The sequence below is a fragment of the Streptomyces sp. NPDC033221 genome (assembly GCF_055577005.1).
In genome coordinates, this window is record NZ_JBVIQN010000002.1 from 414,506 (window position 1) to 435,887 (window position 21,382).

Sequence of the window (21,382 nt, forward strand, 5' to 3'; positions counted from 1 at the left end):
ACATACTTCTCGGTAACAACCCCTAGCGAGGGCCCCGTCGGCGCCTTTATGGTGCCGACATGCCGCACCTGCCCGATGTCGTGCTGTGGTCCGTGCCCGCTTTCGTCATACTCGCCGTGGTGGAGATGGTGAGCTACCGCCTCCATCCCGACGAGGACGCCGCCGGGTACGAGGCCAAGGACGCGGCGACGAGTGTCGGTATGGGACTGGGCAGCCTGGTCTTCGACGCGCTGTGGAAGATCCCGATCGTCGCCGTCTACTCGGCCGTCTACACGCTGACGCCGCTGCGCGTGCCCATCCTGTGGTGGACGCTGCCGCTGATGCTGCTCGCGCAGGACTTTTTCTACTACTGGTCACACCGCGGCCACCACGTCATCCGCGTCCTGTGGGCGTGCCACGTGGTGCACCACTCCAGCGAGAAGTTCAACCTCACCACCGCGCTGCGCCAGCCCTGGACGACCTGGACGGTCTGGCCGTTCTATGTGCCCATGATCGCGCTCGGGGTGCACCCGGCCGCGGTCGCGTTCTGCTCGGGGGCCAACCTCGTCTACCAGTTCTGGGTGCACACCGAGCGCGTCGGCAAGCTGGCCAGGCCCTTCGAGTACGTGCTGAACACGCCCTCCCACCACCGGGTGCACCACGCCTCACAGGGCGGCTACCTGGACCGCAACTTCGGCGGCATCCTCATCATTTGGGACCGCATGTTCGGCTCGTTCGTCCCGGAGACGGAGCGGCCGGTGTACGGCCTCACCAAGAACATCCACACCTTCAACCCGCTACGGGTCGCCACCCACGAGTACGCGGCCATCGCGCGCGACGTGCGGGCGGCGGGCAGCTGGAGCGAGCGGGCGGGGCGGGTGTTCCGGGGGCCCGGGTGGCAGCCGGCGGGGCTCGTGGGCGGCAAGGCGCCGGGGAAGGCCGGGGTGTCAGAAGCTGCCGGGGTGTCCGAGTCCGCCGAGGACTCCGAAGCGCTCGAAGCGCCTAGGGCCGCAAAGGCGACTGAAGCCTCGAAAGCCGCCAAAGTGTCTAAACAATCCAAAGCGGCTAAAGCGGCCAAGTCCGCCCGGCAGGCCAAGCCCGCCAAGTCGGCCAAGCCCGCCAAGTCGGCCAAGCAGGCCAAGCCCGCCAAGTCCGCCGACGCCTCAAAGGAGCCCGTCGCGTGACGTCCACCGCGCGCACCGCGCGGGTCCTGCTCGGTGCCTTCGCCGTGCTGACCGCCGTCCACCTCGGCGCGCTGCTCGCCGGTGCCACCCCCGTCGTCCACCTGACCAAACCCGCGCTGATGCCCGTACTGGCCGCGTACGTGCTCGCCGCGGGTGCGCCCCGGCTGCTCGCCGTCGCGCTGCTCTTCGGCTGCGGCGGTGACACCCTCCTGCAGACCGGTGACGACGGGCTGTTCCTCGTCGGCATGGGCTCCTTCGCCGCCGGACACGTCTGCTACCTGGCGCTCCTCACCCGGCGCGGAGCCTTCCCCGGCGGGCTCCGGCTCTCCGGGCCGCTCGCCGCCGGTTACGCGGCCGTCTGGCTCGGCTTCGTCGCGCTGCTCTGGCCCGGCCTGGCGGCGGACCTGCGGCTGCCGGTCGCCGCGTACAGCCTGCTGCTCACCGCGACGGCCTTCAGTGCCCTGCGGCTCGGGCCGCGGGCCGCGCTCGGCGGGCTGCTCTTCCTGCTCTCCGACTCGCTGCTCGCCACCGGTCTGGCCCATTGGCAGCAGCCGCCCGCCGCCCAGTTCTGGGTCATGCTGACCTATACGGCGGCCCAGTACGCGCTGGCCGACGGCGTACGGCGGACGTACGCGGCAGGCGAACGGACCGGGGTAGCCGGTACCACGCGGGCGTACGGTGAGGTGCGTAGTACAACCGTCTGATCTGCAAGGAACGTACGTATGCGCGCCACCACCATCCACGCACCCCGCGACATCCGCGTCGAAGAGGTACCGGACGCCGCGGTCCGGGAACCGGGGGACGCGGTGGTGCGGGTGCTGCGGGCCTGCATCTGCGGCAGCGACCTGTGGGCCTACCGCGGCGAGACCCACCGCGAGTGCGGACAGCGGATCGGCCACGAATTCCTCGGCACGGTCGAGGAGACCGGCCCGGCCGTGTCCGGCTTCCGCCCCGGCGACCTCGTCGTCGCCCCCTTCACCTGGTCCGACGGCGGCTGCGAGTTCTGCGCCGAGGGCCTGACGACCTCCTGCGAACACGGCGGCTTCTGGGGCGGCACCCCCGGCTCGGACGGCGGCCAGGCCGAGGCGGTCCGCGTCCCGTACGCCGACGGCACCCTGGTCAAGCTGCCCGCCGCCGCGGCCGGTGACGACCGGCTGCTCACCGCACTGCTCTCGCTCTCCGACGTGCTCGGCACCGGCCACCACGCGGCGGTCGGCGCGGGCGTGCGGCCCGGCGCGACGGTCGCGGTCGTCGGTGACGGCGCGGTCGGCCTGTGCGGGGTACTCGCCGCCAGGCGGCTGGGCGCCGAGCGGATCATCGCACTCGGCCGGCACACCGCCCGTACCGACCTCGCCCGCACCTTCGGTGCCACCGACGTGGTCGCCGAGCGCGGCGACGCGGCCGTGGCGGCGGTGCGCGAGCTGACCGGCGGCCGGGGTGCGCATGCCGTCATCGAGGCGGTCGGCACCGAGCAGTCCATGGCCACCGCCGTCGGCATCACCCGCCCCGGCGGAGCCATCGGCTGGGTCGGCGTCCCGCACGGCAGCGGCACCGGCCTGGACATGGGCACGCTGTTCCAGAACAACATCACGGTACGCGGCGGCGTCGCCCCCGTCCGTACGTACATCCCCGAGCTGCTGCCCGACGTCCTGGACGGCACCGTCGACCCGTCGCCGGTCTTCGACCTGGCCGTGGACCTCGACGGCGTGCCCGACGGGTACCGTGCCATGGACGAACGCACCGCCCTGAAGGTGCTGATCAAGCCCTGACCAGGGAAAACGGCCGCGGGCTTGAGTCTCCCTCCGGGGGAGACCCGACAGTGGACGGCATGAACGAGGGCGGCGGCGGCCTGCTGACGATCGGCGCGCTGGCCCGGCTCACCGGAGTCACGGTGAAGACGGTCCGGCGCTGGTCCGACGAGGGCCTGCTGCCGCCCGCCGCCCGCACCCCCGCGGGCTACCGCCTGTACGGCCCGGACGCCCCCGCCCGGCTGGAGATCGTGCGCACCCTGCGCGAACTCGGCATCGGGACCGCGGAGATCCGCGCCGTACTGCGCAGCGAACGCACCGTCGCCGACGCCGCCCGGCACTGGGCGGACGCGCTGGACGCGCAGATCCGCGCCCTGCGGCTGCGGCGCGCCGTGCTGCGGGCGGTGGCCGCGCGGGGGACCGCAGCCGAGGAGCTACCGGACGTGCACCGACTGGCCCGCCTGACCGCCGCCGAACGGCGCCGCATCATCGAGGAGTTCGTCGCCGACGCTCTCGACGGCGTGGACGCCCCCGCCTACCGCGCCGGCCTGCTGGCTGCCGCCCCCGACCTGCCCGAGGACCCGGCACCCGGACAGCTCGGCGCCTGGCTCGACCTGGCCGAACACGTCCAGCGCCCCGAGGTGCGGGCCGCGCTGCGACGGCTGGCCGAGTACAGCGCCCGCACCACCCCCGCCGTACCGTCCGCGACGGCCGCCGAGGACGCGGCGCGCGTCGCCCACCTGATGCGCGAGCGCGGCGAGGCGGCCCTCGCGGCCGGTGTCGCCGCCGGCTCCCCGGCGGCGGAGCCCGTCGTGGCCGAGCTGATCGCCGCCTGGCTGCCGACCCAGGCGGACACGGCCGAACCGCCCGAGCGGGACGACGCCCGCGCGCGCCGCGGGCTGCTGGAGCAGCTGGAAGCCGCCGCCGAGCCGCACATCGAGCGGTACTGGCAGCTGATGTGCGCCGCCACCGGCCGCCCGCAGCCCCCGCGTTGGGGCGCGGCGGGCGCCTGGACCGCCGCCGCGCTGCGCGCCCACCCCGAGCCCGGCCCGGGGCTCGTCCTGCCGCCCGCGCCGGACGCCCAGCGCGCGCTGTACGTGTACGAGCGGGTGGCCGCGCACGTGGCCGCGCTGGTCGACGCCGTACCGGGGGAGGCGCTGGAGCGGCCCACACCGTGCGCCGACTGGACCGTACGGCAGCTGATCGACCACATGACGTGGGAAAACCTCATGATCACCTCGATCGCCCGGGACGCGCCGCGCACCGATCCGGACGCCGGCCACCTGGGCGACGACCACGCCGCCGCCTTCCGGGCATCGGTGGACGGACTGCTCGCCGCCTTCACCGGCAGCGGGATGCCGGAGCGCACCTACGGCCCGTACGAGGCGCCCGGCGCGCTGTTCGCACAGCAGGCCGCGGTCGAACTCCTCGCGCACGGCTGGGACCTGGCCCGCGCACTCGGCGCGCCGAGCGACCTGGCGCCCGAGGTCGCCGACGAGGTGCTGGCAGCGGCCCGCGGCATCTACGGGGCGGCGCCGCGTACGGAGGGCGGGTCGTTCGTCCCGGAACGGCCCGCGCCGGAAGGAGCGGGCGGCGCGGACCGGCTCGCCGCCTACCTGGGCCGCTGAAACGGCACGGGGGCCGGGCGGTCACCCCGCCCGGCCCCTGCCGCGGACCGTCACCGGTCCGTCGGTCGCGTCAGTCCTGGACCGCGTCCAGCGCGTCCACGATGCCGTAACCGTAGTGGCCGTTGACGTGCTGGGTACCGGTGCACGTCTTGTCGGCGGTCGGGCAGCCCGGGTTGTCAGCCTGCATCTTCAGGAGCCACTGGATCTCCTGCGGGCTGGACTTCGGGTGGGTGCTCTTCAGCAGGGCCACGACACCGGCGACGTGCGGGCTGGCCATCGAGGTGCCCTGGAGGTAGCCGTAGTCACCACCGGGCATGGTGGACAGGATGCCGCCGTTCTTGGCGGGCAGCTCCGGGACCTGGCGGGAGTCGCCGCCCGGCGCCGCCACGTCGATCACACCGTTGCCGTAGTTCGAGAAGTACGACTTCAGGTTCTTCACGCCCGTCGAGGCGACCGTGACGGTGCCCGGCAGCTGGGTCGGCACGTCCCAGCACTTCTTCGGGTCGATGGTGCGCGAGACCGGCGTGGAGTCGTTCGGGCTGGAGGTGTCGGTCAGCTGCGCCGCCGCCAGGTCCATGCTGGAGTTGCCGGCCGCGGCGACGTTCACCACGCCCTTGCCCTCGGCGTACTTGGCGGCCCGGCCGACGGCGTCCACGATGGCGCCCTGGTCCAGGTCGTCCTTGCAGTTGAACATCCACGGGTCGACGTAGTAGCTGTTGTTCGTCACCTTGGCGCCGTGGTCGGCCGCGAAGACGAAGGCGCACACCACGCTCTCGGCGTAGAACAGGCTCGTCGTGGGCTCGCTGACCTTGATGGCGGAGAGCTTCACGCCCGGCGCCACACCGGCCACGCCGACACCGTTGCGCGCGGCGGCGATGGTGCCCGCGACGTGCGTGCCGTGGTAGTCCTCGGCCGGGTCGTACGGGCGCCAGGCGCCCGGCGAGGTGTCGGCCACGCCGCCGACGCAGTTCGCGGACTGCTTGGGGGCGAAGTTGGCCTTCAGGTCCGGGTGGGTGTCGTCCACACCCGTGTCGATGACCGCGACGGTGACCTTCTTGCTGCCCTCGTCGACCTTCGCGGCCTTGTCGGCCTTGATGGCGGGGATGTCCCACTGGAGGGGCTCCAGCGGCTCCTTGTCGTCGCCCGCGGCGTTGGCCACGCGGGCCGACTTGGCCGCCTTGTCGGCGGTGAGCCGCTCGACCTTCTGGGGCTTGCCGACGTCCGTGGTGGCGGACGCCTTCAGCGGTGTCGTACGGGTGGCGCCGGCGGACTGCACGCCCGGCGCCTTGCGTATGGTGGCCGCGAAGAGCGGGTTCGCCGAGTGGACGACGATCACGCCTATCTTCTCGTGGGCGACGACCACCTTGCCGCCGGCCGCCTTGATCGCCTTCGTGACCTTGCCGACCGAGGCGTGGCCCGGCGTGGCGTTCACGACGTACGAGAGCTGCGGTCCGTCAGCGGTGACGGCGGCCGCCGGGGCCGCGTCCTGGGACGCGGCGGTGGCCGCGGCCGGCAGGAAGCCGAGGGATGCCGTCAGAGCCAGACCGAGCGGCACGGCAAGCGCCCGCACCCGTCTGGATCGGGGATGCGCCATGGGTACTCCACATCATCCGTGAAACCGCCCGTGCGCGGATTGCGCACGGGCAGGTGCATACCGCCGTCCGGGGGAATGGCCCCCACGCGCGGCAAGTCCCCGTGAAGTTATCCGTGTCGACCACGGAACATCAATGGATCAGGGAGAAAACCTGCCACAAGCCGCGGATTGACGTCCCGTCAGGAACAGATGTCACGAACGGGTCACGGGCCCGTGCCGGACCCGGACCCGGCCTCAGGCCTGGCGCCGCAGTGCCGCCAGGCTCAGCGGGGGCAGCGCCGGCCGGTGGCCGTACCAGCGCCCCGGCGCCGCCCGTACGGGCCGCCGCGGGGCCGGGGCCGCCGCGACGGGGGCGGGCAGCCACACGGCTCCGTACGGCCGGCGGCCCGGCCCCGAGGGCTCGGTGTGCGGTGTGGACATCACGCTCTGCCCAACGAACGGGCCCGGCCGCGGTGGCGGCCGGCACCCGTGCTTCCTGCGGAATTCAACCAACCAACCTCTGTCGCTTCGAATGCCGCCCCTCTACGATGCGTGATCCGGATCACTTACGCACCCTTTATCGCCGGGCTCCGTCGTCCGCCCCTACGCCACCAGGAGATGCTGTGAGCACCGCACCACCGCCCACCGACCCGGGGCCGCACCGGCCACCGGACTTCACCGCGGTCCAGGCGAGCCCGGAGTTCGGCGAACTGCGCCGCACCCACCGAGCGTTCGCCTTCCCGCTCACCGTCGCCTTCATCCTCTGGTACCTGCTGTACGTGCTGCTCTCCAGTTACGCGGGCGGCTTCATGGGCACCAAGGTGTTCGGCAACGTCAACGTGGCCTTCGTGCTCGGCATCGCACAGTTCGTGACCACCTTCCTCATCGCCTGGTGGTACGCCCGCCACGCCGCCGCCAAGCTGGACCCCAAGGCCGAAGCGATCAAGTCCCGCGTGGAGAGTGACGCATGAGCCCGGCCGAACGATTCACCACCGGCACGGGACGGCTCGCCGACGGCGCCGTCCACCTCGCCGCGGGCGGCGCCGGTGAGCACCGGACACTGATCATCACGCTGTTCGCGGTCTTCGTCGCCGCGACCCTGGGCATCACCGTCTGGGCCGGCCGGCAGACCAAGGGCGCCGAGGACTTCTACGCGGGCGGCCGCCAGTTCAGCGGCTTCCAGAACGGCCTGGCGATCTCCGGCGACTACATGTCCGCCGCGTCCTTCCTGGGCATCGCCGGCGCCATCGCCCTCTTCGGCTACGACGGCTTCCTGTACTCCATCGGCTTCCTCGTCGCCTGGCTCGTGGCACTGCTGCTGGTGGCCGAACCGCTGCGCAACTCCGGCCGGTTCACGATGGGCGACGTGCTCGCGTACCGGATGCGCCAGCGCCCGGTACGCACCGCCGCCGGCGTCTCCACCATCATCGTCTCGATCTTCTACCTGCTCGCCCAGATGGCGGGCGCCGGCGCCCTGGTCACGCTGCTGCTCGGCATCACCAGCGAGGCCGGCAAGATCCTCGTCGTCGTCCTGGTCGGCATCGTGATGATCCTCTACGTGTCCATCGGCGGCATGAAGGGGACCACCTGGGTCCAGATGGTCAAGGCCGTCCTGCTGATCGCGGGCACCCTGCTCATCACGTTCCTGGTGATGCTCAAATTCAACTTCAACATCTCCACGCTGCTGGGCCGGGCGGCCGAGGAGAGCGGCAAGGGCGCCGCCTTCCTGGAGCCGGGCCTGAAGTACGGCGTGACCGCCACCTCGAAGATCGACTTCATCTCGCTGGGCATCGCGCTGGTCCTGGGCACGGCCGGCCTGCCGCACATCCTCATCCGCTTCTACACCGTGCCCACGGCCAAGGCCGCCCGGAAGTCCGTGAACTGGGCGATCGGCATCATCGGCGTCTTCTACCTGATGACCATCGCGCTGGGCTTCGGCGCCGCCGCCCTGATCAAGCCCGAGACGATCATCGCGTCCAACAAGGCGGGCAACACGGCCGCCCCGCTGCTCGCCCAGGAGATCGGCGGCGGCGCCGACTCCACCGGCGGCGCGATCCTGCTCGCGGTGATCTCCGCGGTGGCCTTCGCGACCATCCTCGCGGTCGTCGCCGGGCTCACCCTCGCCTCGTCCTCGTCCTTCGCGCACGACCTGTACGTCAACGTCATCCGCAAGGGACAGGCGACCGAGAAGGAAGAGGTGGCGGCGGCACGCTGGGCCACCGTCGGCATCGGCGCCGTCGCCATCGTCCTGGGCGTCTTCGCCCGCGGCCTGAACGTCGCCGGCCTGGTGGCCCTCGCCTTCGCCGTAGCGGCCTCCGCCAACCTGCCGACGATCCTCTACAGCCTGTTCTGGAAACGGTTCACCACCCAGGGCGCACTGTGGTCCATCTACGGCGGCCTGGCCTCCTCCGTCCTGCTCGTGCTCTTCTCACCGGTCGTCTCCGGCAAGCCGACCTCGATGTTCCCCGGCGTGGACTTCCACTTCTTCCCGCTGGAGAACCCGGGCCTGATCTCCATCCCGCTGGGCTTCCTGCTGGGCTGGCTGGGCTCGCTGCTGTCCAAGGAGGAGCCGGACGTGAAGAAGTACGCCGAACTGGAGGTGCGCTCGCTGACCGGCACCGGAGCGCACTGAATCGGGGAAGCGCCGATCCGGTGCGCCCCCGCCGTCCGCGCCGCTCCGGCCTTCCGCACCACCGGCGGGCGGGGTGGCGTCGTAGAGATCTACGACGCCACCCCGCCCGCCTCGTGATTTCCCACCCGTGCCCGCTGTCAGACCCATCGCGTAGGCTCGAAAGTGAACTGATCGGACTCGGGGCAGGGGACAGCAGTGCTCATCGACACTTACGGTCGCGTGGCCACCGACCTGCGCGTCTCGCTGACCGACCGGTGCAACCTGCGGTGCACGTACTGCATGCCGGAGGAGGGCCTGCAGTGGCTCGCCAAACCGGATCTGCTCACCGACGACGAGATCGTCCGCCTCATCCGAATCGCCGTCACCGACCTGGGCATCGAAGAGGTCCGCTTCACGGGCGGCGAGCCGCTGCTGCGCCCCGGCCTGGTCGGCATCGTCGAGCGGGTGGCCGCCCTGGAGCGCCGCCCGCAGATGTCGCTGACCACCAACGGCATCGGCCTGGAGCGTACGGCCGCCGCCCTGCGCGACGCCGGCCTGGACCGCGTCAACGTCTCCCTCGACACGCTGCGCCCGGACGTCTTCCGCACCATGACCCGCCGCAAGCGCCACGAGGACGTCCTGCGCGGCCTGGAAGCGGCCCGCGCCGCGGGCCTCACCCCGGTCAAGGTCAACAGCGTCCTGATGCCCGGCCTCAACGACGACGAGGCCCCCGACCTGCTGGCCTGGGCGATCGCCAACGCGTACGAACTGCGGTTCATCGAGCAGATGCCGCTCGACGCCCAGCACGGCTGGAAGCGCGACGGCATGATCACTGCTGGTGACATCCTCACCTCGCTGCGCACTCGCTTCACGCTGACCCCCGAGGGCCAGGAGGAGCGCGGCTCGGCGCCCGCGGAGCGCTGGGTCGTGGACGGCGGCCCGCACCGGGTCGGCGTCATCGCCTCCGTCACCCGCCCGTTCTGCCGCGCCTGTGACCGTACGCGGCTGACCGCCGACGGCCAGGTCCGTACGTGCCTGTTCGCCACCGAGGAGACGGACCTGCGCGCCGCGTTGCGCTCGGCGGACGTCCCGGACGCGGAGATCGCCCGCATATGGAAGCAGGCGATGTGGGGCAAGAAGGCCGGGTCGGGCCTGGACGACCCGTCGTTCCTCCAGCCCGAGCGTCCGATGTCGGCGATCGGCGGCTAGCGGGGGGGCGGTGGACCGGGCCGGCCGGGTCCCCGGGCCGGACCGATTCCGTACGCCGGAGTCCGGCGCGCCCTAGAAGCGGCATGCGTTGGACGCGGCATGACCCGGACGCGGCGACGCGGCGCGCCTTGGTAGCGGCCAGTCCTGGACGCGGCGCACTCCCTACGGACCAGACCCGGTCGATGGCGCCCCGCCAGAGGCCGGACCAATGGCGGCAGCGGCGCTCGCTCGGCGGTCAGTCGTCGGCCGGGCGGTCGGTGGCGGCCTTCTTCCACTCCTCCAGCGTGACGACGTCCTTCAGAAAGCCGCGCAACTCAAGGAAGTTGGACAGGTGTTCGCGGTGCTCGTCGCACGCGAGCCAGGTCTTGCGGCGCTCCGGCGTGTGCAGCTTCGGGTTGTTCCAGGCCAGCACCCACACCGCGTCGGTGCGGCAGCCCTTGGCCGAGCAGACCGGGGTTTCGGCCGCGCTGTCCGGTGCTCCGCCAGCCGGGCCGGGACGGCCGGGAAAGCCCGGCAGGCCGGGAAAAAGCGGTGGTGGGGCGGCGTCGCCGGAGGTGCCGGGCTGCGGGGCGTCAGGGGAGTTCACGGCCTCAACCCTACGTCGCCCCGGTGCGGACATGGCGACGCCGGGCAGCCACGGGGGGAGCCGCCCGGCGTCGGTCCGTCGCTCCGACGGGGGATGCGGAGCGCGTACGCAGTATGTCACGCGGGAGTGGGCCCGGTGCACCGGAACCGCATGATTGATCTGAGCTTTTCTTGAGCTTTGCGGACCGCGGCCGGCTCAACTCCGCTCGGTCCGCGGCCCGTCCGCTTCCGGCCCGGCCGCTTCCGGGACCGGTTCCGCCGGGCCGGCGGTGCCCCCGGGGCCCAGCATCGGCCGTGTGGGCGCCGGTATGAAAGTGGACGGCAGTGAACGTACGTTCTCCCGTCCGGCGTTGGCGATGACGACCGCCACGTACGGCAGGACGATGCCCAGTGCCAGGGTGGCGATGGCCACGTGACGCTCGATGTTCCAGAGCACGGCGGTGAGCACGACGGCCACCGTCCGCACCGACATCGAGATCACATAGCGCCGCTGCCGGCCCCGCACATCCTCGGTCAGCCCCTGCCGCGCTCCCGTGATCCGGATGGGCTGGGCGCCGGTCTGCTTCCGCATCACGTTCCACCACCTGCTTGTCGTGCCGGATTCTCCCCGGTTCCGCACCGATCCCACGTTACGCCGCGCCTGCGCAGCCTTCGAGACCGGGGCGCGATACGCCGGGGCCGGGTCCGTACCGCCGTTCCGCGTACGGCCCGCTCCGGCGTGCGGCGTAGCCCGTCCGGGGCGAAACTGGCTGGGCACGATCACGTGCGCGCGCCGCATTAGGAGGCGACATGACTTGGTTGTGGGCAATCATCGTGGGCCTGGTCCTGGGCCTGATCGCGAAGGCGATCCTTCCCGGCAAGCAGCAGATCCCCCTGTGGCTGACCGTGGTCTTCGGCATGCTGGGCAGCGTCCTGGGCAACTGGCTGGCCACCGGCATCGGGGTGAACGACACCAAGGGCGTCGACTGGACGCGGCATCTGCTGCAGCTGGTCGGCGCGGTCGTGGTCGTCGCCATCGGCGACCGGCTCTGGACGGCCATCCGGGGCCACGGCAGAGAAACGACCTGACCGGCCCCGGAAACGCGGAACGGCCGGTGCGCACAGGATGCGCACCGGCCGTAGCCGTAGCCGTAAGGGGCCCGCCCCCGTCTGCTGCCTGCCTAGCGCCCTTCGAGCTGTGCCAGCTTGCGCCCGGCCTTCAGGTACGCCGTACCCGGCACACCGGCCAGCTTCTCGGCCAGCACCTCACCCAGCGGCCGGATCGCCTCGGCCTCGGCGAGCACCAGCGTCTGCTGGCCCTCCTCGGCCTCCACGACCAGGCGGAGCGCGTTCTGCTTGGCCAGCCGCCGGGCCGCCGAGGCGCTCGGCGTGAACTCCAGGACCTTGGTCAGGACCGTGGCCACGGTTTCCGCGCCGTGCTCGGCGACGTCCACCACCGGCAGCGTGCCGACGTCGGCGAAGGACCTCTTGGAGAACTGCGCCACGAACCCGGCGCGCGCGGTCATCGCCGCCTCCAGGCCGTACAGCGCCGTCACGACCTCGCCCGCCAGGATCTTCTTCAGATCCATCGGGTGCAGGGTCTTGTCCGCGACCCGCCCGAGCGCGACGGCGATCTCCTCGTCCGTCCACTCCGTCCACGCCTTCAGGTACGGCTCCATCAGCCGGTCCGGCACCGACATGATCTTGCCGAAGACGTCGTCGGCGGGGGCGCTCAGCCCGACGTAGTTGCCCTTGGACTTGGACATCTTCGCGCCGGTGCCGTCGGTGCCCTCGATCAGCGGCATGGTCACGACCAGCTGCGGCCGCTGCCCGCGCAGCTCCATGAGCTTGCGGCCCATCTGGAGGTTGAGCAGCTGGTCGGCGCCGCCCAGCTCCACGTCGCACTCCAGCGCCACCGAGTCCAGGCCCTGCGCGATGGGGTACAGCAGCTCCGTCATCGTCAGACCGGAGCCCGCGGCGAGGCGGTTCCTGAAGTCCTCGCGCTGGAGCAACTGCGAGACCGGCACCTGGGAGAGCAGGCCCAGCAGCTCCGGGAAGGTGTACGGAGCCAGCCACTCGCTGTTCTGCCGGAAGCTGACCTTCTCGAAGTCGAAGAACGGCCGGACCTGGTCGCGGTAGCTGGCCAGGTTGGCGGCGATGTCCTCGTCGGTCAGCGGCGGGCGCTCGGCGGTACGGCCGGACGGGTCGCCGATCTTGGCGGTGAAGTCACCGATGATCAGCGTCACGTCGTGCCCGAGCCGCTGGAACCGGCTCAGGATGATCAGCGGTACGGCGTGCCCGAGGTGGACGTCGGTGGCCGTCGGGTCGATGCCCAGCTTGATGTGCAGGCCCTTGCCCGCGGCGCGGCGCTCCTCGATCCGCGCGGCGAGCTGGTCCGTGCCCGGCAGCACCTCGACGGTACGGGAGGCGATCAGCTCGGCCTGCTCCTTGGCGGGCAGGTCCGTCAGGTCGAGATAGCGCCGCTCGCCCGTCTCCTTGAGCAGCTCCGCGACGGTGGCGTCGGCGGAGAGGTCTGCGGAGAGCAGCGAGCTGGCGCGGGCGACGGATTCGCCGAGGCGTGTCATGGCGTTCCTGATCGGTCGGTGTTCCCGTACGGGAGGACGAGGGAAGAGTCTATTAGAGCCGGTGGCGGGCCTCCGGCGGACGCCCGCCGGAAACCCGGCGGCGGCTCACACGCCCGGACTGACCGAACTCATGTTGAAGTCCGGCACCCGCAGCGCCGGCATCGCCGCACGGGTGAAGTAGTCGCTCCACTCCCGGGGCAGCGTGCGCTCCGTACGGCCCGCTTCCACCGCCCGTCCCAGCAGATCCACCGGCGACTCGTTGAAGCGGAAGTTGTTCACCTCACCGGCCACCTCGCCGTTCTCGACCAGATAGACACCGTCCCGGGTCAGCCCGGTGAGCAGCAGCGTCGACGGGTCCACCTCGCGGATGTACCACAGGCAGGTCAGCAGCAGCCCCCGCTCGGTGCCCGCCACCATCTCCTCCAGCGACCGGGTACCGCCGCCCTCCAGGAGCAGGTTGTCCACGCCCGGCGCCACCGGCAGCCCGGTCAGCCCGGCACTGTGCCGGGTGGTCACCAGCCGCCGCAGCTCACCGTCGCGCACCCAGTCGGTCGGCTCCAGGGGGAGCCCGTTGTCGAAGACGGAGGCGTCGTCGCCGGAGGAGTGGGCCAGCACGAATGGCGCGCACTCCAGTCCCGGGGCGTCCGGGTCGCTGCGCAGCGTCAGCGGCAGCTCCGCGACCTTCGCCCCGATGCGGGTGTCACCGCCGGGCCGCGAGAAGACCGTACGGCCCTCCACGGCGTCCCGGGCCGTCGCGGACCACTGCTGGTACACGAGCAGGTCGGCGACGGCGGTCGGCGGCAGCAGCGTCTCGTACCGCCCGGCGGGCAGCTCGATCCGCCGCGCGGCCCAGCCGAGCCGGGTGGCCAGCTCCGCGTCCATGGCCAGGGGGTCCGCGTCCCGGAAGTCCCGGGTGGAGCGCCCCGCCCAGGCGGACCGGGTGCGGTCCGGCGACTTGGCGTTCAGCTCCAGCGTCCCGGTGGGCTGGTCGTGCCGCAGCCGCACCCCCGTGGACGAGCCGAGATACGACGACACGACCTCGTGGAACGCAAACCCGTACAGCTCACGGCCACCGTCCCCGGCCCGCTTGAACGACTCGCCCAGCGCCGGCGCGAAGGCGTCGAAGACCGCGGACGACGTCTCGGCCGGGGCGTCGGTGAAGTGCGGCGACGGCGCGCCCCCGGACACCAGCGGCGCGGCATCCTCGGCGGGCCCGGCCGCCCGCGCGGCCGCCTCCGCCTCCCGAACCAGCGGCTCCAGGTCGGCGGCGGTCACCGCGGACCGCGACACCACACCCGAAGCAGTGCCCTGCGCACCATCAACGGTGGCAACAACGGTCACCGACCGCCCCCGGGTGACCCCGTTGGTGGTCAGCGCATTGCCCGCCCACCGCAGATTGGCACTGGACCGCTCCTCGGCGATGACCACACAGCCATCGGCCCGGGACAGCTCCAGGACCCGCTCGACAATCTCGTGCGGCGCGTTCCCACGCGGCGTACGACTCCTCATCGGCCCGCCTCCCGTGCCGTGTTCAAAATACTGACGCCGGTGAACAGAGCCGACGGACAACCATGCGAAACCGCGGCAATCTGTCCCGGCTGCGCCTTCCCGCAGTTGAAGGCACCACCCAGCACATAGGCACCGGGCCCGCCGACCGCGGCCATCGAGCCCCAGAAGTCGGTGGTGGTGGCTTGGTAGGCGACGTCGCGGAGCTGTCCGGCGAGTTGCCCGTGTTCGATGCGGTAGAAGCGCTGGCCGGTGAACTGGAAGTTGTACCTCTGCATATCGATCGACCAAGACCGGTCCCCGACCACATAAATGCCGTGCTCCACCCCGGAGATCAGATCCCGTGTGGACGGCCCCCGTGGTGCGGGTTGCAGGGAGACGTTCGCCATGCGCTGGACGGGGACGTGGGCGGGGGAGTCGGCGTATGCGCAGCCGTTGGAGCGGTCGGTGCCGGTGAGTTTGGCGATGCGGCGGTCGAGTTGGTAGCCGACCAGGGTGCCGTTTTTGATCAGGTCCCAGGACTGGGCGGCGACGCCCTCGTCGTCGTAGCCGATGGTGGCCAGGCCGTGTTCGGCGGTGCGGTCGCCGGTCACGTTCATCACTTCGGAGCCGTACGCCAGCTTTCCGAGCTGGTCGAAGGTGGCGAAGGAGGTGCCCGCGTAGGCTGCTTCGTAGCCCAGGGCGCGGTCCAGTTCGGTGGCGTGGCCGATGGACTCGTGGATGGTTAGCCACAGGTTGGACGGGTCCACGACCAGGTCGTAGCGGCCGGGTTCGACGCCTGGGGCGCGCAGTTTCTCGGCGAGGTGGGAGGGGATGCGGTCCAGTTCGGCGTGCCAGTCGTAGTGGCCGCCGGTCAGGTATTCCCAGCCGCGGCCCACCGGCGGTGCCAGGGTGCGCATCGAGTCGAACTCGCCGGTCGCCGGGTCCACCGCGACGGCCGTCAGCTCCGGGTGCAGCCGGATCCGCTGCTGGGTGGTGCCGGTGCCGGCGGTGTCCGCGTAGAACTTGTTCTCCTGGACGGTCACCAGGGAGGCGTCCGTGTGTGCCACGCCCGGCGCGGCCAGCAGCCGGGCGCTCCACTCGGCCAGCAGGCCGGTCTTGTCCGCGTCCGGTACGTCGAACGGGTTGATCTCGTACGAGGAGATCCATGTGCGGTCCGGATACGCGGGCTCGTCCGCCAGCTCGACCCGTTCGGTGGCGCCCGCCGCCTCGATGACCTTGGCCGACAGCTTCGCCATCGCCACCGCCTGCCCGGCCACCCGCGCCGCGGCGTCCATCGTCAGGTCCACGCCGGACGCGAAACCCCAGGCGCCGTTGTGCACCACGCGTACCGCGTAGCCCAGGTCCGTGGTGTCGGACGCTTCCGACGGCCTGGCGTCCCGCAACCGCCAGGACGCGCTGCGCACCCGTTCCAGGCGGAAGTCCGCGTGGTCGGCGCCGAGCGCGCGGGCCCGCGCCAGCGCGGCGTCGGCCAGTGCGTGCAGTGGCAGCGCGAGGAAGGTCTCGTCGATCGAACGAGGTGTGACAGGCAAGGCGTCCTCCCGTGGTCGGCGCCATGAATCATGCCCTGCCCGAGCCGCGCGGCCCACCCCGCGGGAACCGTACGGCGGCGCCTTCTGTAGGGACCCGACAGTGACCGGCGTGCGCGCCTGTCCGGGCTCGATTCTCCGTACGAGGCCGGTGACCGATAGTTTCGTAGCGAACGCAGGTCGGACAGGACACGGAAAGGGTGATCTCTTGAGCCGCTCGGTTCTGGTCACCGGAGGCAACCGCGGCATTGGCCTCGCCATCGCCCGGGCCTTCGCCGAGGCAGGCGACAAGGTCGCCATCACCTACCGCTCGGGGGAGCCTCCCGAGGGATTTTTGGCCGTGAAGTGCGACATCACGGACGCCGAGCAGGTCGAGCAGGCCTACAAGGAGATCGAGGAGAAGCACGGCGCGGTCGAGGTGCTGGTGGCCAACGCCGGCGTCACCCGCGACCAGCTGCTCATGCGGATGTCCGAGGAGGACTTCACCTCGGTTCTCGACACCAACCTCACCGGCACCTTCCGGGTGGTCAAGCGCGCCAACCGCGGCATGCTGCGGGCGCGCAAGGGCCGCGTCGTGCTGATCTCGTCCGTGGTGGGCCTGCTGGGCTCCGCGGGCCAGGCGAACTACGCCGCCTCCAAGGCCGGCCTGGTGGGCTTCGCCCGCTCCCTCGCGCGTGAGCTGGGCAGCCGTAACATCACCGTCAACGTCGTCGCGCCCGGGTTCGTCGACACCGACATGACCCGCGCGCTCACCGACGAGCAGCGGGAGGGCATCGTGAAGCAGGTGCCGCTGGCGCGCTACGCGCAGCCCGAGGAGATCGCCGCCTCGGTCCGCTTCCTGGCCTCCGACGAGGCCGCGTACATCACCGGAGCCGTCATTCCCGTCGACGGCGGATTGGGCATGGGTCACTGATCAGCATGAGTGGAATCCTCGCAGGCAAGCGCATTCTGGTCACGGGGGTCCTCACGGACGCCTCGATCGCCTTCCACGTCGCCAAGCTGGCGCAGGAGGAGGGTGCCGAGGTCGTGCTGACCGGGTTCGGCCGGCTCTCCCTCGTCGAGCGCATCGCCAAGCGGCTGCCGAAGCCCGCGCCGGTCATCGAGCTGGACGTGCAGAACAAGGAGCACCTGGACGGCCTGGCCGCCAAGGTCACCGAGCACTTCGGCGACGACCAGCTCGACGGTGTCGTGCACTCCATCGGCTTCGCCCCGCAGGACGCGCTGGGCGGCAACTTCCTGAACACCGAGTGGGAGTCGGTCGCGACGGCCGTCGAGGTCTCCGCGTACTCCCTCAAGGCCCTGACCATGGCGCTGCTCCCGCTGCTGGAGAAGCGCGGCGGCTCGGTCGTCGGCATGGACTTCGACGCGCAGATGGCCTGGCCGAAGTACGACTGGATGGGCGTCTCCAAGGCGGCGCTGGAGGCCACCTCCCGCTACCTCGCGCGTGACCTGGGCCCGAAGAACATCCGCTGCAACCTGATCTCGGCGGGTCCGATCAAGTCGATGGCCGCCCGCTCCATCCCCGGCTTCGAGGAGCTGACGGACGTGTGGTCCACCCGCGCGCCGATCGGCTGGGACCTCACCGACCCGGAGCCGGCCGGCCGCGGCGTCGTCGCGCTGCTCTCGGACTGGTTCCCGAAGACCACCGGTGAGATCGTGCATGTTGACGGTGGCGTGCACATGATGGGTGCCTGACACACCCCGTAAACGCTCGTAACGCTGCCCGTCCCGGTTCGCCGGGGCGGGCAGCGTGCGTGGTGAGAGCGCGCCGATGGTCAGCCGGAGCGCCGGCCGCCGATCCGGCAGCCGAAGGGGTGCGCGCTCGCCTCGGTCGCGGCACTCTCGTCGTCGCCCGCGCGGATCGCCGCCACCAGCCGCGCGTGGTCCACATGCGCCTCGGGACGAAGGACATCGCCCACGTCCGCGCGCAGGAATTCCCGCAGTACGCCCCCGAGGTCGGCGTACAGCTCGGCCAGCACCTCGTTGTGGGAGGCCGCGACGACCGCCGTGTGCAGTGTCGCGTCGGCCTCCACGAACGTGGTCGCGGCGCCGGACTCCCATGCCCGTTCGCGCCGCTCCAGCGCGGTGTCGAGCTGCCGCAGGTCGTGGTCGGTGCGGCGCCGGGCCGCCAGCCGGGCCGCCGCCGCTTCCAGCGCGCTGCGCAGTTCGGCCACGTGTTCGGGGTCGGCGTCCGCGAAGCGGCGGTTCATCACCCCGGCCAGCTCGCTGGTCGCCGCCACGTACGTGCCCGAGCCCTGCCGGATGTCCAGCAGACCGTTGTGCGCCAGGGCCCGTACGGCCTCGCGGACGGTGTTGCGGGCCACCCCGAGCTGTTCGACCAGTTCGGGCTCGGTCGGGATGCGGGAGCCCACCGGCCATTCGCCGGAGGTGATCTGGGCCCGCAGCTGAGTGATCACCTGGTCCGCCAGCGCGGAGCGCCGGGGCGAGGTCAGTGGCATGTCAGCGCTCCTGTGGGGGAGAGGGCCGAAGGCCCGTCGGTAGGCACCGCGAGAGGATAGCGAGACCGCCGGGCAGGGGAACCGGCTGGTGACCTGGACAAGGATTCATCCCATGATTCTATGATGAGCCCATGCCAGACGACTCCCTCGCGACACTCGGCTCCGGCGCCGGGACCACCGGCGTGCCGCCGGAGCAGCACACGGCCGTACCGGGCACGCCGACTGCACCGGGCACGCCGGCCGCACCTGCCGTACCGACCGCCCCGGCCACGGCTCCGGAACCGGCCGCCGGCCGGGCGCTGCCGTTCCTGATGGTCGCCGGTCTGGTGCTGGCCGCCCTCAACCTCCGCCCGGCCATCACCAGTCTCGGCCCGCTCATGGAGGAGGTACGGTCCGGACTGGGCATGAGCGCGACCGTCGCCGGGCTGCTCACCTCCGTACCGGCCCTGTGCTTCGCGGTCTTCGGCACCGCCGCCCCGCGGCTGGCCCGGCGTTTCGGCCCGGGCGCGGTCGTCTGCGCCGGGATGGCGGCGATCGCCGTGGGCGTCGTCGTACGGCCCTACACGGGCGGTACCGCCGGCTTCCTCGCCGCCACCGCGCTGGCCCTCGCGGGCATCGCGGTCAGCAACGTCCTGCTGCCGGTGGTCATCAAGACCTGGTTCCCGGACCGCGTCGGCCCGCTGACCGGCCTGTACTCGATGGCACTCGCCCTGGGTACCTCGCTCGCCGCGGCGCTGACCGTTCCCCTCACGTCCGCGCTCGGCGGCAGCTGGCAGTCCGGTCTCGTGGTGTGGGCGGTGCTCGCCGTGCTCGCCGTCCTGCCCTGGCTGACGGTCGTCCGCGGCCGCAGGACGGAAGGCGGCGGGACGCGTGCCCGCCGGCCCGCCGCGCCCGCCGCCACACTGCGGGTCAGCACGTCGCCGACCGCCTGGGCGCTGGCCGTCTTCTTCGGCCTCCAGGCCACCGCCGCGTACATCACCATGGGCTGGATGCCGCAGATCTTCCGCGACGCCGGGGTCTCCGCGGGTACCGCGGGCGTCCTGCTCGCCGTCACGATGGCGATGGGCGTCCCGCTCTCCTTCGTCCTGCCCCGGGTGGCCGCCCGGATGCGCAACCAGGGGCCGCTGGCCGTCGGGCTCGGCGTGTGCGGGCTGGCCGGTTACACCGGGCTGTGGCTGGCCCCGGCCTCCGGCGCCTGGGCCTGGGCGCTGCTGCTGGGCATCTCCAACTGCTCCTTCCCGCTGGCCCTGACGATGATCGGGATGCGTTCGCGCAGCGCCGAGGGCGTCGTACGGCTGTCCGCCTTCGCGCAGAGCGTCGGCTATCTGATCTCCATCCCCGGGCCGCTCCTGGTGGCCACGCTCTACCAGCACAGCGGCGGCTGGGGGCTGCCCATCGCCCTGATGGCCGCGCTGATGGTGCCCCAGATGGCCGTCGGGATGCTGGCGGGACGGGACCGCCGGATGGAGGACGAAGTCCGGGTGCGACACTGAAGCCATGCCAGTGCTCGAACCGAATCCGCCGGGCGGACAGAAGAAACTGCTCATGGTCCTGGGCGCGATGCTCGCCGTGACCGTCGTCATCGCCGTCATCGCGAGCCTCGCCTCACCCTGACGCACCGCGCCCGCCCGTCCGCCGGGGCGCGGAGGTGGGGGCAGCCCCACCATCCCCTAGGGGGTCAGGGTCAGGGGCAAGTGGGTGGCGTACCGGATGGGAACGGCCCCCGCGGGACCGTAGGTTCGAAGCACACCGTGCCGCTGCGGTGGGCGCGGCCGCACCACGCGGCCGCGCCAGTCCCCGCCAACGCCCCCGGAGGCCACCGATGTCCGCCGTCTCCAGCAGGCCGTCCGCAACCCGACGCCCGGGCGCGCGCACGGGCCTGCCATGGTGGGCCCTGACCCTCGCCGTCGTCTCCTTCGTCGCACTGCTCGTCGTCATGACGGCGCCGTCCTCGGCGCACGCGGTGAGCGCGTCCCAGGGCCTGGCGCCCGTACTGGAATTCCTCGCCCGCCTCTTCGGCATCGGAAGCTGAGAGCCCGTGCCGGGCCCGGTGGCGGCGGTGTACCGCAGGAGCGTTCACCCTGCGGGGGGAGCGCCTCAACACCTCGCGCCCCGTGCTGCGTTTCGTGCGAAGCTGGACACATGAGCGCCGAAACACCTCGCCGGATTGTCCTTCTTCGCCATGCCAAGGCCGACTGGTCGCAGGAGAGCGACCACGAGCGCCCCCTCGCGGAGCGAGGCCGCAAGGATGCCCCGGTCGCCGGTCACTGGCTGGCCGGAGCCGGAATCACCCCCGACCTGACCCTGTGCTCGACCGCCGCCCGTACGCGCGAGACCTGGAAGCTCGTCGTGGGCGAGCTGCCGCAGCGCCCCAGGACCGTCTACGAGGAGCGGCTGTACGAAGCCTCCCTCGGCGAACTGATCGCGCTGCTGAACGAGACCTCCGACGAGGTGAGCGACCTGATGCTGGTCGGCCACAACCCCGGGATGCACGCCCTCGCCGACGCGCTGGCGGGCGAGGCGGAGGGCGATCTGCTGCCGCGGATGAACCGCAGCGGCTTCCCGACCTCCTCGGTCGCCGTACTGACCTTCACCGGCTCCTGGAAGACGGTCGAGCACGGCGTCGCCCGCCTGGCCGCCTTCTGGACGCCGCACGCCTGACGCGGTGAGCCGGCCGCCGGTCCGGTGACCCGGCCGCGCCGTACGGACGAGGGCTCCGGCGCCAGGTGCGCCGGAGCCCTCGTTTCGTACACGGGTCCGCGGTCGTCGTTCTTCGGGGCCGCAGGTGCTGCACGGGTCCGCGGCCG

At 71.9% G+C, this 21,382-nt stretch carries 22 protein-coding genes; 14 read left to right on the top strand and 8 right to left on the bottom strand.

The annotated features are described in order from the left end of the window. Positions 1 to 59 precede the first annotated feature (59 nt). Genes ACZ53K_RS03920 through ACZ53K_RS03935 form a run of 4 tightly spaced genes read left to right on the top strand, consistent with a single transcriptional unit; the run spans position 60 to position 4,539 of the window. Complete coding sequence (locus ACZ53K_RS03920; RefSeq protein ID WP_468831762.1) at positions 60 to 1,163, top strand: sterol desaturase family protein; 1,104 nt, start codon at positions 60 to 62, stop codon at positions 1,161 to 1,163. Beyond that, positions 1,160 to 1,867, top strand: coding sequence for a lysoplasmalogenase (locus ACZ53K_RS03925; protein WP_468831765.1), 708 nt, complete (start codon positions 1,160 to 1,162; stop codon positions 1,865 to 1,867). The genes ACZ53K_RS03920 and ACZ53K_RS03925 overlap by 4 nt, the downstream gene beginning before the upstream one ends. Before the next feature lie 18 nt (positions 1,868 to 1,885). Continuing rightward, positions 1,886 to 2,932 carry a zinc-dependent alcohol dehydrogenase family protein gene (locus ACZ53K_RS03930; RefSeq protein ID WP_468831768.1) on the top strand — a complete coding sequence of 349 codons (1,047 nt, stop codon included), beginning with the start codon at positions 1,886 to 1,888 and terminating at the stop codon, positions 2,930 to 2,932. Positions 2,933 to 2,991: 59 nt separating this feature from the next. Beyond that, the gene (locus tag ACZ53K_RS03935) at positions 2,992 to 4,539 is read left to right on the top strand and encodes a TIGR03086 family metal-binding protein (protein WP_468831771.1); all 1,548 of its coding nucleotides are present in this window, start codon (positions 2,992 to 2,994) and stop codon (positions 4,537 to 4,539) included. 70 nt (positions 4,540 to 4,609) lie between these two features. Here ACZ53K_RS03935 and ACZ53K_RS03940 read toward each other — a convergent pair whose 3' ends face one another. Then, a complete protein-coding gene (locus ACZ53K_RS03940; RefSeq protein ID WP_468831774.1) occupies positions 4,610 to 6,133 on the bottom strand; it encodes a S8 family peptidase in 1,524 nt (507 codons plus the stop codon). Positions 6,134 to 6,367: 234 nt separating this feature from the next. Further along, positions 6,368 to 6,553, bottom strand: a complete 186-nt coding sequence (locus tag ACZ53K_RS03945) for a hypothetical protein (RefSeq protein WP_468831777.1) — start codon at positions 6,551 to 6,553, stop codon at positions 6,368 to 6,370. Between the two features lie 182 nt (positions 6,554 to 6,735). Here ACZ53K_RS03945 and ACZ53K_RS03950 point away from each other — a divergent pair, with 182 nt between their 5' ends. The 3 genes from ACZ53K_RS03950 to moaA all read left to right on the top strand — a co-directional run bounded on the left by ACZ53K_RS03950 (position 6,736) and on the right by moaA (position 9,932). After that, positions 6,736 to 7,083 carry a DUF485 domain-containing protein gene (locus tag ACZ53K_RS03950; RefSeq protein WP_468831780.1) on the top strand — a complete coding sequence of 116 codons (348 nt, stop codon included), beginning with the start codon at positions 6,736 to 6,738 and terminating at the stop codon, positions 7,081 to 7,083. After that, positions 7,080 to 8,744, top strand: a complete 1,665-nt coding sequence (locus ACZ53K_RS03955; RefSeq protein ID WP_468831783.1) for a solute symporter family protein — start codon at positions 7,080 to 7,082, stop codon at positions 8,742 to 8,744. Before ACZ53K_RS03950 ends, ACZ53K_RS03955 begins: the two co-directional genes overlap by 4 nt. 195 nt (positions 8,745 to 8,939) lie before the next feature. Continuing rightward, entirely contained in the window at positions 8,940 to 9,932 is a 993-nt protein-coding gene (moaA, locus tag ACZ53K_RS03960) for a GTP 3',8-cyclase MoaA (RefSeq protein ID WP_468831785.1), read from the top strand. Positions 9,933 to 10,167: 235 nt separating this feature from the next. On the opposite strand, the gene ACZ53K_RS03965 is transcribed toward moaA, so the two are convergent. Both ACZ53K_RS03965 and ACZ53K_RS03970 read right to left on the bottom strand, forming a co-directional pair. Beyond that, a complete protein-coding gene (locus tag ACZ53K_RS03965) occupies positions 10,168 to 10,449 on the bottom strand; it encodes a hypothetical protein (RefSeq protein WP_468831917.1) in 282 nt (93 codons plus the stop codon). A 264-nt stretch (positions 10,450 to 10,713) separates the two neighbouring features. Further along, positions 10,714 to 11,088 carry a DUF3099 domain-containing protein gene (locus ACZ53K_RS03970; RefSeq protein ID WP_468831788.1) on the bottom strand — a complete coding sequence of 125 codons (375 nt, stop codon included), beginning with the start codon at positions 11,086 to 11,088 and terminating at the stop codon, positions 10,714 to 10,716. A 218-nt stretch (positions 11,089 to 11,306) separates the two neighbouring features. Between ACZ53K_RS03970 and ACZ53K_RS03975 the strand changes: the two genes are divergently transcribed. Continuing rightward, positions 11,307 to 11,585 (top strand): GlsB/YeaQ/YmgE family stress response membrane protein, encoded by a 279-nt coding sequence (locus ACZ53K_RS03975; protein WP_031010408.1) that lies wholly within the window; start codon positions 11,307 to 11,309, stop codon positions 11,583 to 11,585. Between the two features lie 92 nt (positions 11,586 to 11,677). Here the strand turns inward: ACZ53K_RS03975 and tyrS are convergent, their stop codons facing one another. From tyrS to ACZ53K_RS03990, 3 genes are all read right to left on the bottom strand, one after another. After that, complete coding sequence (gene tyrS / locus ACZ53K_RS03980; RefSeq protein WP_468831792.1) at positions 11,678 to 13,081, bottom strand: tyrosine--tRNA ligase; 1,404 nt, start codon at positions 13,079 to 13,081, stop codon at positions 11,678 to 11,680. A 105-nt stretch (positions 13,082 to 13,186) separates the two neighbouring features. Then, positions 13,187 to 14,590, bottom strand: a complete 1,404-nt coding sequence (locus tag ACZ53K_RS03985; protein WP_468831795.1) for a metallopeptidase TldD-related protein — start codon at positions 14,588 to 14,590, stop codon at positions 13,187 to 13,189. Further along, positions 14,587 to 16,119, bottom strand: coding sequence for a TldD/PmbA family protein (locus ACZ53K_RS03990; RefSeq protein WP_468831798.1), 1,533 nt, complete (start codon positions 16,117 to 16,119; stop codon positions 14,587 to 14,589). Before ACZ53K_RS03990 ends, ACZ53K_RS03985 begins: the two co-directional genes overlap by 4 nt. 205 nt (positions 16,120 to 16,324) lie before the next feature. On the opposite strand from ACZ53K_RS03990, the gene fabG reads away from it, so the two are divergent. Then, positions 16,325 to 17,029 carry a 3-oxoacyl-[acyl-carrier-protein] reductase gene (gene fabG / locus ACZ53K_RS03995; protein ID WP_468487914.1) on the top strand — a complete coding sequence of 235 codons (705 nt, stop codon included), beginning with the start codon at positions 16,325 to 16,327 and terminating at the stop codon, positions 17,027 to 17,029. Positions 17,030 to 17,034: 5 nt separating this feature from the next. Next, on the top strand, positions 17,035 to 17,811 hold the full coding sequence (fabI, locus tag ACZ53K_RS04000) for an enoyl-ACP reductase FabI (RefSeq protein WP_468831801.1): 777 nt from the start codon (positions 17,035 to 17,037) through the stop codon (positions 17,809 to 17,811). An 80-nt stretch (positions 17,812 to 17,891) separates the two neighbouring features. Here fabI and ACZ53K_RS04005 read toward each other — a convergent pair whose 3' ends face one another. Next, a complete protein-coding gene (locus ACZ53K_RS04005; RefSeq protein WP_468831804.1) occupies positions 17,892 to 18,575 on the bottom strand; it encodes a FadR/GntR family transcriptional regulator in 684 nt (227 codons plus the stop codon). 131 nt (positions 18,576 to 18,706) lie between these two features. Here ACZ53K_RS04005 and ACZ53K_RS04010 point away from each other — a divergent pair, with 131 nt between their 5' ends. The 4 genes from ACZ53K_RS04010 to ACZ53K_RS04025 all read left to right on the top strand — a co-directional run bounded on the left by ACZ53K_RS04010 (position 18,707) and on the right by ACZ53K_RS04025 (position 21,236). Further along, complete coding sequence (locus ACZ53K_RS04010; protein ID WP_468831807.1) at positions 18,707 to 20,068, top strand: CynX/NimT family MFS transporter; 1,362 nt, start codon at positions 18,707 to 18,709, stop codon at positions 20,066 to 20,068. Positions 20,069 to 20,072: 4 nt separating this feature from the next. Further along, on the top strand, positions 20,073 to 20,189 hold the full coding sequence (locus ACZ53K_RS04015) for an SGM_5486 family transporter-associated protein (protein WP_468831810.1): 117 nt from the start codon (positions 20,073 to 20,075) through the stop codon (positions 20,187 to 20,189). Positions 20,190 to 20,397: 208 nt separating this feature from the next. Beyond that, the gene (locus ACZ53K_RS04020) at positions 20,398 to 20,607 is read left to right on the top strand and encodes a hypothetical protein (protein WP_468831813.1); all 210 of its coding nucleotides are present in this window, start codon (positions 20,398 to 20,400) and stop codon (positions 20,605 to 20,607) included. Positions 20,608 to 20,717: 110 nt separating this feature from the next. Next, a complete protein-coding gene (locus ACZ53K_RS04025; protein ID WP_468831816.1) occupies positions 20,718 to 21,236 on the top strand; it encodes a SixA phosphatase family protein in 519 nt (172 codons plus the stop codon). The last annotated feature ends 146 nt before the right edge of the window (positions 21,237 to 21,382 follow it).